The sequence below is a fragment of the Cetobacterium sp. NK01 genome, assembly GCF_024506395.1.
Classification (GTDB): domain Bacteria; phylum Fusobacteriota; class Fusobacteriia; order Fusobacteriales; family Fusobacteriaceae; genus Cetobacterium_A; species Cetobacterium_A somerae_A.
Genome location: NZ_JANIBO010000001.1, coordinates 1596495 through 1612520, shown reverse-complemented (window position 1 = coordinate 1612520; position 16026 = coordinate 1596495). Strand labels below are relative to the sequence as shown.

The window sequence follows — 16026 nt, the reverse complement described above, 5'->3', positions numbered from 1 at the left end:
ATAAACCGTTTTTTAAATTAAGTTTTTAATATAATTTTCTGGTAGAGGTAACTCTATCTTTATATTATATTTTGGAATTTCACAGTAGTAAGAAAATAAAAACATATTTTTTTCTTTTTTACCATACTTTCCATCTCCTACTATTGGATATCCTAAATTTGATAGTTGTACTCTTAATTGATGAGTTCTTCCCGTTTCAAGAGTAGCTTCTAAAATTGTTCTATTCTTACCTCTTTTTAAAACTTTAAAATAAGAAATACTTTCTTTAGCACCACTCTCATAAGAATCTAACTCTATAACTTTTGTCTCTTCTTTTTTTAAATAGCTTTTTAAAGTAAATTTATCCTTATCAACTATCCCATCTACCAATATGTAATATTTTTTTTCAGTATTTCCTTCTCGAACTTCTTCAGCTAGTTCTCTAGTTACAACTAGATTTTTTGCTCCTATCACAAGACCCGAAGTTGATTTATCTATTCTATTTACAAAATTAAATTCATCTGTTTTATAAAAACTTTTAAATAATTCTGATAATCCGTATTCATGGCCACTACCTTTATGCATTACCATATCCGCTTCTTTATTAAATAGAACTACTTTTTCATCTTCATAAACAATACCATTTTTTAACACATCTAAATCTTTTGAAGATATTTCAATAAATTTTTTTTCCTTTGTTTCACCACCAGATATTAAAACCTTTACTATATCTCCCTCTTTTAATCTATAATTTTCTTTAGATTTTTTTCCATTAACTTTAATTTTCCCTGTTCTAATTCCTTTAAAAATTTCTGTTAACGGTATCTTCTCATATTTTTTTCTTAAAAATCTGTCTAATCTTACCTCATGAAAACTAGAATCTATAATATATTCCATCATTACTCCCTATATACATTTATACTTTGGACAATTCCTAACATTGCAAAGGCAAACAAAAAAGAAGTTCCTCCATAACTCATTAAAAGAAGAGGTAATCCTGTTACAGGCATTACTCCCATTACCATACCAATGTTTATAACTATATGAAAGAAAAAAATAGCTGATATTCCATAACATATTAATTTTCCATAACCTTCAGCTTTATCTCCTATTCTTAATATTCCCCATAAAAGCAACATATAAAGTACTAATAAAACACATCCTCCAACTAATCCTCTCTCTTCTAAAAATACTGCTGCTATAAAATCTGTATGTGATTCTGGCAAAAATCTTAACTTACTTTGAGTTCCTTGTAAAAAACCTTTTCCAAAAATTCCACCAGATCCTACTGCTATCATCGATTGAGTTACATTCCAACCACTTCCTAATAAATCAGCTTCTGGATTTAAAAATGTTAATACTCTTTCTCTTTGATAATCTTTCAATAAAAAAAAGTATCCAATTGGTGCCATTGATAACCCAACAATTGCTAAGATTATTATAGTTTTCCAATCAATTCCATTTATAAATATTAAAATTAAATATAAAAATATTATAACTAAAGATGTTCCTAAGTCTGGTTGTGCAGCTATTAATAAAAATATTGGTAAAACATGGATACTTGTGGATAAAACACTTTTTAATCCTGAAAATTTATGGTTATATTTTGTAGCTAAAACTTCTGCAAAAGTTAAGACTATAAATAACTTTGAAAATTCTGATGGCTGAATTGTTATAAATCCTAAATCAATCCATCTCTGAGCTCCTAGTCTTTTATCCCCTATTATAAATACCAAAAGTAATAAAATTACATTTATCAAGTATATCACTTTATAGTATTTTCCATATACTTTATAATCTATAAAAGAAAATATAAAATATGTTAAAACTCCTAATCCTATCCATGCAATCTCTTTATAAAAAAAAGATGTTCCTTTATGTATTGTGGCACTATAAACAGTTAATAAACTTATTAAAACAATGCACAAAGCAATATATAAAATCATATTTTTCATCTTTTTTATTCTTTTTATAGTAACTACCAAATCATGATTTTTTCCCATTTACTTCTCCTATTTCCCTGTATGCCCAAATCCACCTTCAGCTCTTACAGTTGTTGATAGTTCCTCAACTTCTTCAAATTCCATTTTATAAACTTTTTGAAGAACTAATTGACCTATTCTCTCTCCAGGATTTACAACAAACTCCTCATTACTTAGATTTATTAATATTATTCCAACTTCCCCTCTATAATCTGAATCAATTGTTCCTGGTGCATTTACTAGTGTTACTCCATGCTTTAAAGCAAGTCCACTTCTTGGTCTAACTTGAACTTCATATCCATATGGAATTTCCATTTTAATTCCTGTAGGAACTAATTTTCTTTCTAATGTTTTTAAAATAAGTGGCTCTGAAATATTTGCTTTAACATCCATTCCAGCCGCTCCTTCTGTCATATATTTAGGTAATTCTATTCCATTTTCTAATACTAATTTCACTGTTACTTTTTTCATTTTTTCCCCTTTATATATTTCCGTTTCTGTTAACTTAAAATTTATTGAAACTGTTCCAATCCTTTGAGGTATAATAGTTATTCGACCAACCAATATTCCCCCCAAGAAAGGAGCAGTTTTTAACTATGTATATTAATAATATCTCTTGTCCTCGTTGTTTCTCTAAAAACCTTTATCGTTTTGGTAAAAATAATCTTGGACATCAAAAATACCAATGCAAAGAATGCGCTAGACAATTCTCTGCTAATTCTAAACTCGGTGATAATAGGCGTTCATATCCTAAATGTCCTATTTGTAATTCAGGAACATATTTGCATCATGATTATCTTTACTATTCTAGGTTTAAATGCAATTCCAGAAAGTGTAATCATATTCATATTGCAGTAAAAAAGACTTCTAATTTTGATAGTATTTCTTCTGAATTTAAATCTAAAACAATTAATATCAAAAGACTTCGAACAAATATCAATGTTGTCATTGATGCTTTGTATATGTATTTTGTTCATTCAGCTACCACAAGAGCTATTTCACAATACCTTTTAGATCGTAAAAATATTAAAATCTCTCATGTCTCCATTTACAAATGGATCAAAGGTTTTGCAGGCATATTTAAAGATATTGTTTCTAAACATACTCCGCAAGATTTAAATCTATCTGATGAGTGGCACGTTGATGAAACTGTAATTAAAATCAAAGGTAAAAGATATTACATCTGGACTTTAATTGACTCTGAAACTAGATACGTTATTGATTGGTACCTTACAACTTCAAGAGAAGCAACCTCTGCTTTCCACCTGTTTGATAAGGTTAAAAAGCGATTTGGAGCACCTAAATCAATAGTATCTGATAGATTACCTAGCTACAATATTCCAACAAAAATAGTATTCTCAGAATCTAAACATATTAAAGTTCAATCATGGTATGACGAAGTAACTAACAACCTAATTGAAACCTTTTTTAAAAGATTCAAACATAAATATAGAACAACCCACGGTTTAAAGTGCGAAACAAGTGTAAACGCACTATTAGAAGGCTTCTTTTTCTTCTACAACTACATTACACCGCATAAAGGATTGAGTAACCTTACTCCTGCCAAAGTTGCTGGCGTAGAATATAGCGAAGTCAGCAGAAAAAATCTACTGCTATTTTAACAAAGAAAAAGAATATTCTTTTTGAGGCATAGACAAGCTATGTCTTTTTGTGATATCATTTTTTTACAAAAATATTTCAAGTCGAAAATCTTTATCCCTTTTTTAGGAATTGGACCTATTTTTCATCTTTAGTTAACAGATTCATATTTCCTAAAATTGTTTTAGAAATATATTTTTCATCAAATATTTTTTTCGCAACTCTTTGAATATCTTCTAGATTAACACTTTCAATCTCTTCTATTACTATTTCAATATCTCTTACTTCGCCATATACTAAATAAGATCCTGCCATTCTTGACATTTTTCCTTTACTACTTTCAAGTCCAAAAGTTACCATACTTAAAAACTGATTTTTAGCTCTTTGTAATTCTTTTTCAGTTATTCCCTTTTCTTTTATTTCTTTTAATTCATTTTCTATAATAGATATAACTTCTTTATAATCATCATGAGTCGTTCCTGCGTAAATTGTAAACAATCCCCCCTCATCAAAATTCGTTGTATATGAATATACCGAATATGCAAGGCCTCTTTCCTCTCTAATTTTTTGGAAAAGTCTTGAACTCATATTTCCACCTAATACATTAGAAATTACTGACATTGAAACTCTATCTTTATCTATATTTGATGCACCTAATGTGTTCACACATAAATGTACTTGATTCGTTTCTTGATTTATTATTTTTTCACCAGAATTTATATTCATAGATCCATCATAAAACCTTTTAGTACTTTTATCTTTTAATTGTCCTATACCTTTATTTAATCTTTCATAGGTATCCTCTACGTTTATATTACCCGCAACTGCAATAACTATGTTTTCAGGTTTATACATATCGTTAAAATACTTAATTATCTTATCTCTATTTATTCCCTTTAAACTTTCTATTGTTCCGGCTACTTTTTGACTTTGAACACCATTTATAGCAAAACTTAAATTCTCTTCATGTACAACTTCCTCTGGTATATCTTCATACATTCTTATTTCTTCTATTATAACATTTCTTTCTTTTTCAATATTTTCCTCTGTAAATGTAGAATTTAAAAACATATCATTTAAAATATCTATACCTATTTCTAAAGTATTTGATGTCATTTGTATGTAATATGCAGTTTTTTCTACACTTGTATATGCATTTATCATTCCACCCTGATCATCTATCTCTTCTGAAATCTCTTTTGCTGAACGATTTGTTGTTCCTTTAAATAATAAGTGTTCAATAAAATGTGATATACCTTCTTCACCTGGTAGCTCGTTTTTAACTCCTGCTCTCACAAAAAATCCTAAACTAGCTGTATTTATACTTTTTATATCTTCAATTAAAACTGTTATCCCGTTATCTAACCTCTTAGTAATTATGCTCATTTTCCTCCTCAATACTCCGCTCTTTTCATAAAGTATATTCCTAAAGATAAAAATATAATATTTGGTATCCAACCACTTACAAATGGATTTAATATTCCATTTACACTTAATGCTTCAAAAGATGCTTGAACAATATAGTACGAATATCCAAGTCCTACACTTAATGCTATACTTATAGCAGAAGCTCCTCTAACATATCTACTTCCTAAAGATAAACCTAAAAACGATACTATAAAACTTGCAAAGGGAAAAGAATATCTTTTTCCTAGAACAGAAAGAGGTTCTTTTATATCTCCTCCTGTTATACGAATATCTCTAATTGCTTTTCTTATCTCTGCATTTGTTAATTCATCTGGATCTCCTTGTATTGTTATGAAATCTTCTGGTGCTTTATCTAACTCTTCATTTGAATATGTCTTATATGTTTCTTGAGTCTTATTTCTTAAATTGTTAACAACAGCATCTTTTAATATCCAAGAATTTTTCTCTACACTAAATATACCTGTTTTAGCTGTTATAATTTTTTCTATTTTTTCAAAATTTTTATCTAATTTTATTATTTCAATTAGAGATCCTGTATTTTTTACTCTATCAACTTGTCTTATATAATAAACTAAATTATCTTCTGTTCTTAAAAATGCGTTGTTTTTAGTTGCAGGTAAAACTCTTTCTGAAATCTTTCTTCCTGCTCTTAAAGCTCTACTTTTAGCTAAAGCCATTGGATGAACTTTATTCATAACTTGGAAAACTATAAGTGATATAAAAAACGATATTATTATTGGATATCTAGCTATTCTTCTAAAACTTATCCCTGATGTTTTTAATGATATTATCTCTAAATTTGAAGCCATTTTATTTATGCACATTAGAGACCCTAATAAAACTGCTAAAGGTGTCACCTCTATAAAAATTTTTGGTAACAAATATAATATATAGGTTGCTGATTCAGATACACTCATTCTTCCAGCTGTAATATATCTTATTATTTTAAAAAGTTGACTTAAAATAAAAATGTTTATAAAAGCTATCAAACTTAATAAAAATGATTTTATAAAGTTCTTACTTATATATATATCTAATTTTTTCATCTAGCACCACCTGCTTTTCTTTTATATAGTAGAGCTGTTCCACCAAATAATAGTAAATTAGGTAACCAAACTCCTATATAAGGTGATACCACACCCTTATTTGCCATTACCATTCCTACATTTAAAAATACAATATATATAAATATAACTCCTAAACTTACTCCAAAACTAGCCCCTTTACCACTTCTATGATGTCCAATAGATAACAAAACACCTAATACTGCTAATACAATAGTTGATAAAGGTATCGCTATTTTTCTATTAATTTCTACTAAATATGGAATCTTCTCTTCATATGTTTTTCCTTTTAAACTTTTAAAGAGAGTCATTATTCCCATGGCCTCAATATCTTTTACATCTATAGATACTTCCTGAAAATATGAACTTAGTGGTATTTTTTTCTGCTTAAATTCTCCTTCTAATTTAATAGTACCATCTGGATTAAATGTATAAAATTTAGAATCTTCTAAAATCATATTTATATTTTTCCAATATGCTTTATCTCCTAATAAAATAGTTGGAAAAGTATTTTTATCTTCTTTTTGGAATATCAATACATTTTCTGCTTCGTTTGTTTTTCTATTTATTTTTTCAATATATAAACTATATTCATCAACTTCATCTATTAAGATTCTTTCTTTTAATTGAAATACTGGATTTTCATATGCTATCTTCATAGTTATCTCTTCTAATTTACTAAAAGATCTTGGAATAATACTTTCTTGTAAGAAAAAAATAAAAATAGTTACAATTGAAGCTAACATTACTATTGGCTTCAATATATCTTTTAAAGACATTCCTATTGAGCTCATTGCTGTTGCTTCACTTGTTCTAGTAAATTTAGAAAAAGTTATCATAACACCTAAAAATACTCCCATAGGTATTGTTTGAGATAAAATTGGTGGAAGATAAAATGATAGTATTCTTAGTACATCTATTAAAGAGATTCCTTTTACTATTATATTTTCCATAAGAGAAACAATAATTTCAATTAAGAAAATAAATGTAAATAGTGAAACTCCAAATATTATTGGCATTTTTACATCTTCCAATATATATTTTTCAATTATTTTCATCTTTCTCTCCTAAAACATTTTATTAAAGTATTTTTCAACTAGCTCTTTTCCTTTTATATAATTTAACTCCGATTTCAACTCTTTAGGTAGATATTCTTCTATATAATGCGATTTATTTAAGAAAAATTCATTTGTTTTACTATCTACTCCATATTTTTTTAAAGCTGTATATTTTTGGGAAGTATAGTTAAATATAAATAAAATTATTAAAGAGATTACAAGTCCTTTTACAAAACCAAAAACTCCTCCTAATCCTCTAGATAAAAATCCTTTATTTTGGTTCTTCAAAATAATTCCTATAAAAAACATTAAAATAGCAATAACAAAGTAAGAAGCTATAAATACACCTATATATGTTAATAAGAAGTTGCTTTCATTAGTATTAATAGCTAATTTTTCCATTACTATTGGAGTAAATTTTTGAGCTATTATAAAGTCTATAAATATCCCAAATATTGAAAAGAACTGTAATAAAAATCCATCTTTTAGGCCTTCAACTATTGCAAATATAAGTATTACTGCTATTAAAATATCTAAGTACATAATTATTCCCCCTTAAATTAATTATTTACTACTCTAACCCATAAAGCTTTTAAATAAAGTGTTTCTGGCACATGTAAAATCCAAGGATGATCCTCTGGTTGATAATTTACACCAATAACTTGTAATAATTTCCCATTTTTTGAAGCTGCCATTCTCGTAACTTCAATTAAATCTTGTAAACTCATATGGTATGCACACGTTATAATACCTACAATACCACCATCTTCTATTAATTTAAAACTTTCATCACATAAACTAAAGAACATATCTCTTCCTCTGTGAATATCAATTTTTTTCTTTATTAATGACGGAGGATCTAATGTTATTACATCAAATTTTTCACCTCTATTTGCTAAGATTTTTAACATTAAAAATGCATCTCCCTCAGCTGTTTCAAAATCGTTTTTAAACTCATTTAATTCATAATTTTCTTTACATAACTCTAGTGCATGAGGTTCTTTATCAATAGCAATAACCTTCTTACATCCTTCTTTTAATGCTGCAACAGAAAATCCACCACTACTTGAAAATACATCTAAGAATCTTGTATTTTCATTTAAAAATGGTCTTATAAATTTTCTTGAATCTCTTTGATCTAAGAAGAATCCTGTTTTTTGTCCATCAATTATATCTACATAATACTTTAATCCATTATCTTCCATTACTATTCTTTCAGGAATCTCACCGTATATTATTCCAGTTTGTTGCTCTACTCCCTCATGAGTTCTATTTTCAACATCACTTCTTTCATATATTCCCTTTGGTTTCATAACCTTTTTTATAGCATTTATTATTTCTTGTCTAAAAGCTACTTCTAATCCTGAATTTCTAAACTGCACTGAAACATACTTATCAAATTTATCTATTATTAGACCTGGTATTCCATCTGCTTCAGAATAAAATGCTCTTATACAATTTGTTTCAGCTAAAAGATGTTTTCTTTTTTCATAAGCTCTCTTTATTTTTTCTAAAATCAAAGTTTTATCTACAGGTATATCTTTAGTTGTTAAAACTCTTACAAAAGCATTTGTTGCCTCAGCAACATAACCTTTTCCAACTATTTCTCCATCGGTTGTACAAACTTCTACTATATCTCCATTTGATACATTTCCCAATATATCTTGAATTTCATCTTTAAAAACATTAGGATAAAAATTCCTAATTTTCTTTTCTTTTCCTGATTCTAATATTATTTTTGCCATTTATCTCTCCTTTATAACTTTCCTATTAAGCTATTTACAATATGGGGTTTTCCTTTTTTCAAGTAAACTCTACTAACTCTTCTACTTAATCCAGTAAATAACTCATAAATTGATGATCCTACCATTTTTGATTTTTCAAAAATGTCTTCACCCATCACAATAACTTCATCACCTATTTTTACTTTTGTTTTTATTTCTTCTGGTATTTTTATCATTAACATATCCATACAAACTTTACCAACTATTTTACAAGGTATTCCATGAATTTCTACTGTACCTTTGTTAGATAACTCTCTTCTAAATCCGTCAGCATATCCCACAGTTATAGTTGCTATTAATTCATTTTTATATCCTTTACCTACTCTTCCATAAGATATATCTATATCCTCTTTTAGTTCTTTTAAAAAAAGAATTCTACTTTTTAAAGTAAATACTCTTTTTAAATTTTCTATTACTCCCTCTCCATAAACACCATACATAACTATTCCAGCTCTAACTAAATTACTTTGAGGAATTTCAGAAAACTTTAATATTCCTCCACTATTAAGAATATGGATATATTTTATCTCTTCTAACTTTTCAAAATATTTAAACTTTTCTAATTGCTTTTTTGTATAGCTTACTGATTCTTCATCTGATTCATCTGAAACTGATAGATGCGAATAAACTCCAACTACATTGATACTTTTATTTTTACACATCTCAATAGCCTTTTTTCCCTCTTCTACAGTAAATCCTACTCTACCCATTCCAGTATCTACTTTTATGTGTACATTTAATAGAAGATTATTTTCATAAATATAATCTATTTGAGAAAGATCAGTCAAAGTAACTTGAAGATTATTTCTTTCAGCATCTTCTAACTCTTCATTAAAAGTTCCTGCTAAGATTAGAATATCATTAGTAATTCCATTATTCCTCAGTTCAATCCCTTCTTCTAAAGATGAAACTCCGAATATTTTTACTCCCATCTTTGAAAGTTCCTTTGCTATTGTGACTGCTCCCATTCCATAGGCATCTGCTTTTATTATTGCCATTATGTCTCTGTCATGAGATAGTTCTTTTATTTTGTTTATATTGTATTCTAAATTATCTAGATCTATCTCTGCCCACGTTCTCATTTTTTCCTCCAACATCTTATTAAGTAGATTAAGCCACCTTCTACAGGTGGCTTTTTTGTTTTTATACTACAATTTTTTCTTCAGGATGTGAATCATCATCATCATCATCTTTTTTTGGCTCATATTTATCATCTCTTTTTTTCTCAAATAAATATACCAACGGTGTTGAAATATATATTGATGAATACGTTCCCACTCCAATTCCCACTAACAGTGTTGTTGTAAATGTTCTTAAACTATCTCCACCAAAAATTAATATTGCAACTAACGCTAATAATGTTGTCACTGAAGTATTAATTGATCTTACTAAAACCTGATTTAAACTTTTATTTAGTACTTCTCCGAAAGTCATATCTGATTTTTTTCTTAAACTTTCTCTTATTCTATCGTAAATAATTATTGTATCATTGATAGAGTATCCTAAAATAGTTAAAATTGCTGCTATAAATGGAGTATCAACTTCATACCCCAATAACGCAATCACTCCTAAAGCTGCTGTAACATCATGCAATAGTGTCAAAATTCCTGCTATTGCAAACTTAAATTCATATCTCATTGTTATATATAAAACTATAAGTAGTCCACCTATTGTTAAGGCATATATAGCTGAAGTTTTTAATTCTTCCCCTATTGTAGCTCCAACTTTTTCAGCTCTTTCTAACTTATATTCACCTAATGTTTGAAGTTTTGTTAACAATTCTTCAGTTTGTTTATCACTCATTTCAGCAGTTCTTATTATAACATTATTATCACTTTGTGAAACTTGAACTTTTCTAGCTGTAGACGTTAGTTGTGGTATGTCTACTGCTAATGAATCTAGCTCTTTATTTATATCAGATAATGTTATAGTTTTAGAATAATTCAATTGAATTAAACTTCCTCCTGTAAAATCTATACCATAATTCAATCCTTTTACAAAAAACATTCCTAGGAATATTATAAAAGATATTGTTGATAATGTTATCCATTTTTTGCTGTGTTTTATTACCTCAATATACATTTATTTACCCCCTTTTCACACCGAAGAACTCTGTTCTTTTTATTTTAAATAAATCCACTGTTGTTGTTAACAGAACCTTTGTTATGAAAATTGCTGTAAGCATCGATGCTACAGTTCCAATTGTTAAAGTTACTGCAAACCCTTTTACAGTTCCTGTTCCAAACATAAATAATACAAGAGCTGTTAATAACGTTGTTACGTTAGAGTCAATTATTGAAGCTATACCTTTACTAAATCCAAGCTTTATTGCTCCATTTATTGTATTTCCTAATTTTAACTCATCTTTTATTCTTTCAAAAATTATAACATTGGCATCAACTGCCATTCCTGCAGAAAGAATCATACCAGCTATTCCTGGTAAAGTTAATGTTGCATCTATAAAGTTTAACATTGCAAACATTACTAATCCAAAACTCACTAATGCTAAATCTGCTACAAATCCTGGTAATCTATACATAATTAACATAAATGTGGCTATCAATCCAACTGCAACCATCGCGGCAGTTTTACTTTGAGCTATTGATTCATCACCTAAAGATGCTCCAACTATTCTAGTTTCTATAATTTCTGCTTTTACTGGTAATGCTCCTGCATTTAATAGTGTTGCTGTTTTTTTAGCTTCATCTGGTGTATAATTTCCTGTTATAACTCCATTTCCACTTGGGATTTCACTATTAATTGATGGTGCAGTTTGAACTTCTCCATCTAAAGTAATTGCTAATCTTTTTCCAATGTTCTCTCTTGTTATCTTAGCAAACTCCTTAGCTCCTTCTATATTCATTTCAAATTGAATTTGAGGTCTTCCTAAGTTGTCGTATGAAACTTCTGCCTTTTTTAATGCTCCTCCAGTTAGTAGTGTATCACCTAAAGATCCATCATCATTCATTATTCTAAACTCTAGTAAAGCTGTTTTTCCTATCATTTTCACTGCATCATCAGAGTTTGTTATTCCAGGTAATTCTATAATAACTCTATCCATACCTGCTCTTTGTACAACTGATTCCGCTACCCCAAGACCATTTATTCTTCTATCTAAAACTTCTATTAATCTATTCATTGCATCGTCATCTAACTCAGTTCCAGCTTCTGGTTGAGCTTGTAAAACAACGTAAACTCCCCCTTTTAAATCTAATCCTAGTTTTGTTGGTTTCATTACTGCTAACCACCAAGAACACACTAGTATAACTAATACAAAAAATAATTTGGTCATCCCCTTAAGATTCATGCTAGCCTCCACTTAGTTATTTTTTCATGTCTAAAAAAGTTTGTAATATTATAGCTGCTGCTACTTTATCCACAACCTTTCTTTTCTCTTTGGCTCCCCTTAAATTTGTTTCGTTCAACATTCTATCTGCTGAAACAGTGGAAAGTCTTTCGTCTATTTCAAAAAATTCTAAACCTTCAATAGACTTATTTAGTTTTTCTATAAATTCTCTCACTTTTTCTGCTTGACGCTTTTCTGTTCCATCTAAACTTTTAGGTATTCCTATAACTATCGATTTAGTATTTTCTTGTCTACACAGCTCAGCAATTCTTTTTACAGCTTTAGTCTTTCTTCTATCAATTACCTCTAAGGGAGTGGCAACCATTCCCATTAAATCCGATTTTGCCACCCCTATTCTTACATCTCCTACATCTAAAGAAAGATATCTTTTATACATAATTATCTTCCTCCAATTATAATGATTTTGCTAAAATCTCCTTTACAGCAGAAAGTGCTTCCTTAACTTTTGCTCCATTCTTTCCTCCAGCTTGTGCAAAATCAGGTCTTCCTCCACCATTTCCTTCAGCTATCTTAGCAGCTTCTCTTACTAAATCTCCAGCTTTAACTTTTCCAATTAAATCTTTTGTAACTCCAATAGCAAATATGGCTTTCTCGTTATCTGATCCTAATGCAATAACACAACTTCCTAATTTATCTTTTGCTTTATCTACAATCTCTCTTAACGAATCTGCCTCTTTATCTTTAAAGTCTTTTACTAAAACTTTAATTCCATTTATTTCTTCAATCTCATCAAATAATGAGTTTGCTTCAAATGATGCTACTTTAGCTTTTAAAGTTTCAACTTCTTTTGATAACTCTCTCGTTTCTTCAACTACTTTTTCTGATCTTTCTTCAATTTTATGTAAATCAGTTTTTAAGTTTTTAGCGACTCTTTTCATAGTTTTTTCCATCTCTAAAACTGCTAAGTATGCTTTATAACTAGTTTGAGCTTCTATTCTTCTAACTCCAGCTGCAACTCCAGCTTCTGAAACAATTTTAAAGATTCCAATTTTTCCAATATTACTTATGTGAGTTCCTCCACAAAGCTCCATTGAATAATTACCTATTGAAACAACTCTTACTTCATCTCCATATTTATCTCCAAATAGAGCTGTTGCTCCTTTCACTTTTGCATCATCCATAGACATTACTTCAGCATTTACAGATGTAGCCATAAATATTCTTTCATTTACTGCTTTTTCAACCTTTTCAATTTCCTCTGCTGTTAAAGCTTCATAGTGATTAAAGTCAAATCTTAATCTTTCTGCACCACATGATGATCCAGCTTGCTGAACATGAGTTCCTAAAACATCTTTAAGAGCTTGATGTAGTAAGTGAGTTGCTGTGTGGTTCTTTGCAATCTCTTCTCTTCTAACTGGATCTACAGTTAGATTTAATAATGTACCTTCTACTAATTCCTCTAATCCACTTTCGATTTCAACTATATGAGTATAAATTTCTTTTTGTTTTTGAACATCTAGTACTTTTGCTACTAAATTTTCTCCTTCTATAATACCTTGGTCAGCCTCTTGTCCTCCAGATTCTGCATAAAATGGTGTCTGATCAAAAATAAGAGCATACTTTCCATTTTCTAATTCTCTTGCACTTAAAAGAGTTGCAGGAGTCATTAAGTCACAGTATCCTGTAAACTCTGTCTTCCCATGTTTATCATAGAATTCCTCTATAAAGCTATCTTGCCCTTTTTCCATAACAACTGCTCTAGCTGATCTAGCTTTTTCTCTTTGCTCTTCCATCTTCTCTAAGAACTCATCTTTTGAAACTTCAATTCCATTTTCTTCACAAATCTCTTCTGTTAATTCATAAGGGAATCCATATGTATCGTAAAGTTTAAATGTTACATCTCCTGATAATTTTGTTTCACCTTTTGATTTTACCATTTCTATTTCGTTCATAACTAGTTGCATACCTTGGTCTAAAGTGTTTGAGAATTTTTCTTCCTCAATCTTTACAACTTTTTTAATATGCTCTATATTTTTTCTTAATTCAGGATATGCTCCTTCCATGATTTCTACAACTTTATCTACCATTTGATACATAAATAGTTCTTTTCTTCCAAGAAGTCTTCCGTGTCTTACTGCTCTTCTTAAAATTCTTCTTAGAATATATCCTCTTCCTTCATTAGATGGTATAACTCCATCATTAACTAAGAAAGTTACTGCTCTTGCATGGTCTGTTATTACTTTTAGTGAGAAATCTTTTTCAGGCTCTATTCCATATTTTGTATTTGTAAGTTTTCCAGCTTCTTCAACAATTGGAAATAATAAGTCTGTTTCAAAGTTATTTGATTTTCCTTGTACCATTGCCGCTACTCTTTCTAGTCCAGCTCCTGTATCAATATTTTTCTTTGGAAGTGGTTGTAATGATCCATCTTCCATTCTATTCCACTCTGTAAAAACTAAGTTCCAAATCTCTATAAATCTGTTATCAGTTCCTTCATCACCTAATTTAGAATTTTCATCTCCACCATAAGCTGGTCCTAAATCCACGTGGATTTCTGAACATGGTCCACATGAACCTGTTGGTCCTGCTGCCCACCAGTTTTCAGACTCTCCCATTCTTACGATTCTTTCTTTTGGGAAATTACATTTTTCAACCCAAATTTTTTCTGCTTCATCATCTGTAGTAAATACTGAAACCCATAATTTATCCTTATCTAATTTTAAAACTTCTGTTATAAATTCCCATGACCAAATTATTGCTTCTTCTCTAAAGTAATCTCCAAAAGAGAAGTTTCCTAACATCTCAAAAAAAGTATGATGTCTAGCTGTTCTTCCAACATTTTCTAAATCATTTGTTCTGATACATTTTTGATAAGTTGTTACTCTTGGTGTTGGTGCCTCTTTTTGTCCTAAAAAGTATGGTTTAAATGGAACCATTCCAGCAACTGTTAGTAAAAGAGTTGGATCATCTGGAATAAGTGATGCACTTTCAAAGTGCTTATGGTTTTTCTTTACAAAAAACTCTATAAATTTGCTTCTAATTTCGTTACCTGTTAACATCTCTTTGTTTCCTCCACTGTATTTTTAAAATTTTTAATCTAATTTAAAATTTTCTCCTAAATAAACTTTTTTAGCCATAGGATTTGATGCAATCTCCTCAGGAGTTCCGCTTATTAAAACTTTTCCGTTAGCCATTATATAAGCTTTTTCAGTTATAGATAAAGTTTCTCTAACAGAGTGATCTGTTATTAAAATTCCCAATCCTCTTTGCTTTAGATATCTAATTATTTGTTGAATATCTTCAACTGCTATGGGGTCAACTCCAGCAAAAGGTTCATCTAGTAGTATGAAATCTGGATCATTGGCTATAGTTCTTGCTATCTCTACTCTTCTTCTCTCTCCACCTGAAAGAGAATATCCCATAGATTTAGCTACATGTGTTAATTTAAACTCTTCTAATAGTTCTTGCATTTTTTTTATTTGTTCTTGTTTTGGTAAACCTTTCATCTCCAATATAGCTAATATATTATCTTCAACTGAAAGATTTCTAAAAATTGATGGTTCTTGTGCTAAATATCCAATTCCCATATCAGCTCTTTTATACATTGGATACTCTGTTATATCTACTTCATTTATAAAAACTTGACCTTTTTCAGGTTTTACTATTCCTGTTATCATGTAAAATGTAGTAGTTTTTCCAGCTCCGTTAGGTCCTAAAAGTCCTACTATTTCCCCTTTTTTTACCTCTAAGCTTACATTTTTAACTACTTGTCTTTTTTTATAGCTTTTACATAATCCTTGAGCAACTATACTTCTCATAGATTCT

The 16026-nt window shown here is 29.2% G+C and carries 15 protein-coding genes; 1 reads left to right on the top strand and 14 read right to left on the bottom strand.

What is annotated here, in order from left to right; all coding sequences use genetic code 11:
• Window positions 1-12 precede the first annotated feature (12 nt).
• Genes NON08_RS07820 through dut form a run of 3 tightly spaced genes read right to left on the bottom strand, consistent with a single transcriptional unit; the run spans window position 13 to window position 2432 of the window.
• Complete coding sequence (locus tag NON08_RS07820; protein ID WP_256690904.1) at window positions 13-879, bottom strand: RluA family pseudouridine synthase; 867 nt, start codon at window positions 877-879, stop codon at window positions 13-15.
• Window positions 879-1982 (bottom strand): rod shape-determining protein RodA, encoded by a 1104-nt coding sequence (rodA, locus tag NON08_RS07815; protein ID WP_256690903.1) that lies wholly within the window; start codon window positions 1980-1982, stop codon window positions 879-881. The genes NON08_RS07820 and rodA overlap by 1 nt, the downstream gene beginning before the upstream one ends.
• Window positions 1983-1991: 9 nt before the next feature.
• Window positions 1992-2432 carry a dUTP diphosphatase gene (gene dut, locus NON08_RS07810; protein WP_256690902.1) on the bottom strand — a complete coding sequence of 147 codons (441 nt, stop codon included), beginning with the start codon at window positions 2430-2432 and terminating at the stop codon, window positions 1992-1994.
• A gap of 125 nt (window positions 2433-2557) precedes the next feature.
• Between dut and NON08_RS07805 the strand changes: the two genes are divergently transcribed.
• On the top strand, window positions 2558-3583 hold the full coding sequence (locus NON08_RS07805) for an IS6 family transposase (protein WP_256690901.1): 1026 nt from the start codon (window positions 2558-2560) through the stop codon (window positions 3581-3583).
• Between the two features lie 115 nt (window positions 3584-3698).
• Here the strand turns inward: NON08_RS07805 and NON08_RS07800 are convergent, their stop codons facing one another.
• From NON08_RS07800 to lptB, 11 genes are all read right to left on the bottom strand, one after another.
• Entirely contained in the window at window positions 3699-4946 is a 1248-nt protein-coding gene (locus NON08_RS07800; protein ID WP_256690900.1) for a M16 family metallopeptidase, read from the bottom strand.
• 8 nt (window positions 4947-4954) lie between these two features.
• Window positions 4955-6034 (bottom strand): LptF/LptG family permease, encoded by a 1080-nt coding sequence (locus tag NON08_RS07795; RefSeq protein WP_256690899.1) that lies wholly within the window; start codon window positions 6032-6034, stop codon window positions 4955-4957.
• Window positions 6031-7110, bottom strand: coding sequence for an LptF/LptG family permease (locus NON08_RS07790; protein ID WP_256690898.1), 1080 nt, complete (start codon window positions 7108-7110; stop codon window positions 6031-6033). Before NON08_RS07790 ends, NON08_RS07795 begins: the two co-directional genes overlap by 4 nt.
• A 9-nt stretch (window positions 7111-7119) precedes the next feature.
• Complete coding sequence (locus tag NON08_RS07785; RefSeq protein ID WP_256690897.1) at window positions 7120-7653, bottom strand: CvpA family protein; 534 nt, start codon at window positions 7651-7653, stop codon at window positions 7120-7122.
• A gap of 17 nt (window positions 7654-7670) precedes the next feature.
• Entirely contained in the window at window positions 7671-8855 is a 1185-nt protein-coding gene (locus NON08_RS07780) for a class I SAM-dependent rRNA methyltransferase (RefSeq protein ID WP_256690896.1), read from the bottom strand.
• Window positions 8856-8866: 11 nt separating this feature from the next.
• Window positions 8867-9976, bottom strand: coding sequence for an alanine racemase (gene alr / locus NON08_RS07775; RefSeq protein ID WP_256690895.1), 1110 nt, complete (start codon window positions 9974-9976; stop codon window positions 8867-8869).
• 61 nt (window positions 9977-10037) lie between these two features.
• The gene (gene secF, locus NON08_RS07770; RefSeq protein ID WP_256690894.1) at window positions 10038-10976 is read right to left on the bottom strand and encodes a protein translocase subunit SecF; all 939 of its coding nucleotides are present in this window, start codon (window positions 10974-10976) and stop codon (window positions 10038-10040) included.
• A gap of 4 nt (window positions 10977-10980) precedes the next feature.
• Window positions 10981-12201, bottom strand: coding sequence for a protein translocase subunit SecD (gene secD, locus NON08_RS07765; protein WP_256690893.1), 1221 nt, complete (start codon window positions 12199-12201; stop codon window positions 10981-10983).
• A 16-nt stretch (window positions 12202-12217) separates the two neighbouring features.
• Window positions 12218-12637: a Holliday junction resolvase RuvX gene (ruvX, locus tag NON08_RS07760; protein ID WP_256690892.1), complete on the bottom strand. Its 420-nt coding sequence runs from the start codon at window positions 12635-12637 to the stop codon at window positions 12218-12220.
• A gap of 16 nt (window positions 12638-12653) precedes the next feature.
• On the bottom strand, window positions 12654-15260 hold the full coding sequence (gene alaS / locus NON08_RS07755; protein WP_256690891.1) for an alanine--tRNA ligase: 2607 nt from the start codon (window positions 15258-15260) through the stop codon (window positions 12654-12656).
• A 33-nt stretch (window positions 15261-15293) separates the two neighbouring features.
• Entirely contained in the window at window positions 15294-16019 is a 726-nt protein-coding gene (lptB, locus tag NON08_RS07750) for an LPS export ABC transporter ATP-binding protein (RefSeq protein WP_256690890.1), read from the bottom strand.
• Between the last annotated feature and the right edge of the window lie 7 nt (window positions 16020-16026).

Excerpts from the sequence above, each read along its gene's own strand:
- NON08_RS07820 (WP_256690904.1), bottom strand. The coding sequence starts at position 879 with ATGATGGAATATATTATAGATTCTAGTTTTCATGAGGTAAGATTAGAC.
- rodA (WP_256690903.1), bottom strand. The coding sequence starts at position 1,982 with ATGGGAAAAAATCATGATTTGGTAGTTACTATAAAAAGAATAAAAAAG.
- dut (WP_256690902.1), bottom strand. The coding sequence starts at position 2,432 with ATGAAAAAAGTAACAGTGAAATTAGTATTAGAAAATGGAATAGAATTA.
- NON08_RS07805 (WP_256690901.1), top strand. The coding sequence starts at position 2,558 with ATGTATATTAATAATATCTCTTGTCCTCGTTGTTTCTCTAAAAACCTT.
- NON08_RS07800 (WP_256690900.1), bottom strand. The coding sequence starts at position 4,946 with ATGAGCATAATTACTAAGAGGTTAGATAACGGGATAACAGTTTTAATT.
- NON08_RS07795 (WP_256690899.1), bottom strand. The coding sequence starts at position 6,034 with ATGAAAAAATTAGATATATATATAAGTAAGAACTTTATAAAATCATTT.
- NON08_RS07790 (WP_256690898.1), bottom strand. The coding sequence starts at position 7,110 with ATGAAAATAATTGAAAAATATATATTGGAAGATGTAAAAATGCCAATA.
- NON08_RS07785 (WP_256690897.1), bottom strand. The coding sequence starts at position 7,653 with ATGTACTTAGATATTTTAATAGCAGTAATACTTATATTTGCAATAGTT.
- NON08_RS07780 (WP_256690896.1), bottom strand. The coding sequence starts at position 8,855 with ATGGCAAAAATAATATTAGAATCAGGAAAAGAAAAGAAAATTAGGAAT.
- alr (WP_256690895.1), bottom strand. The coding sequence starts at position 9,976 with ATGAGAACGTGGGCAGAGATAGATCTAGATAATTTAGAATACAATATA.
- secF (WP_256690894.1), bottom strand. The coding sequence starts at position 10,976 with ATGTATATTGAGGTAATAAAACACAGCAAAAAATGGATAACATTATCA.
- secD (WP_256690893.1), bottom strand. The coding sequence starts at position 12,201 with ATGAATCTTAAGGGGATGACCAAATTATTTTTTGTATTAGTTATACTA.
- ruvX (WP_256690892.1), bottom strand. The coding sequence starts at position 12,637 with ATGTATAAAAGATATCTTTCTTTAGATGTAGGAGATGTAAGAATAGGG.
- alaS (WP_256690891.1), bottom strand. The coding sequence starts at position 15,260 with ATGTTAACAGGTAACGAAATTAGAAGCAAATTTATAGAGTTTTTTGTA.
- lptB (WP_256690890.1), bottom strand. The coding sequence starts at position 16,019 with ATGAGAAGTATAGTTGCTCAAGGATTATGTAAAAGCTATAAAAAAAGA.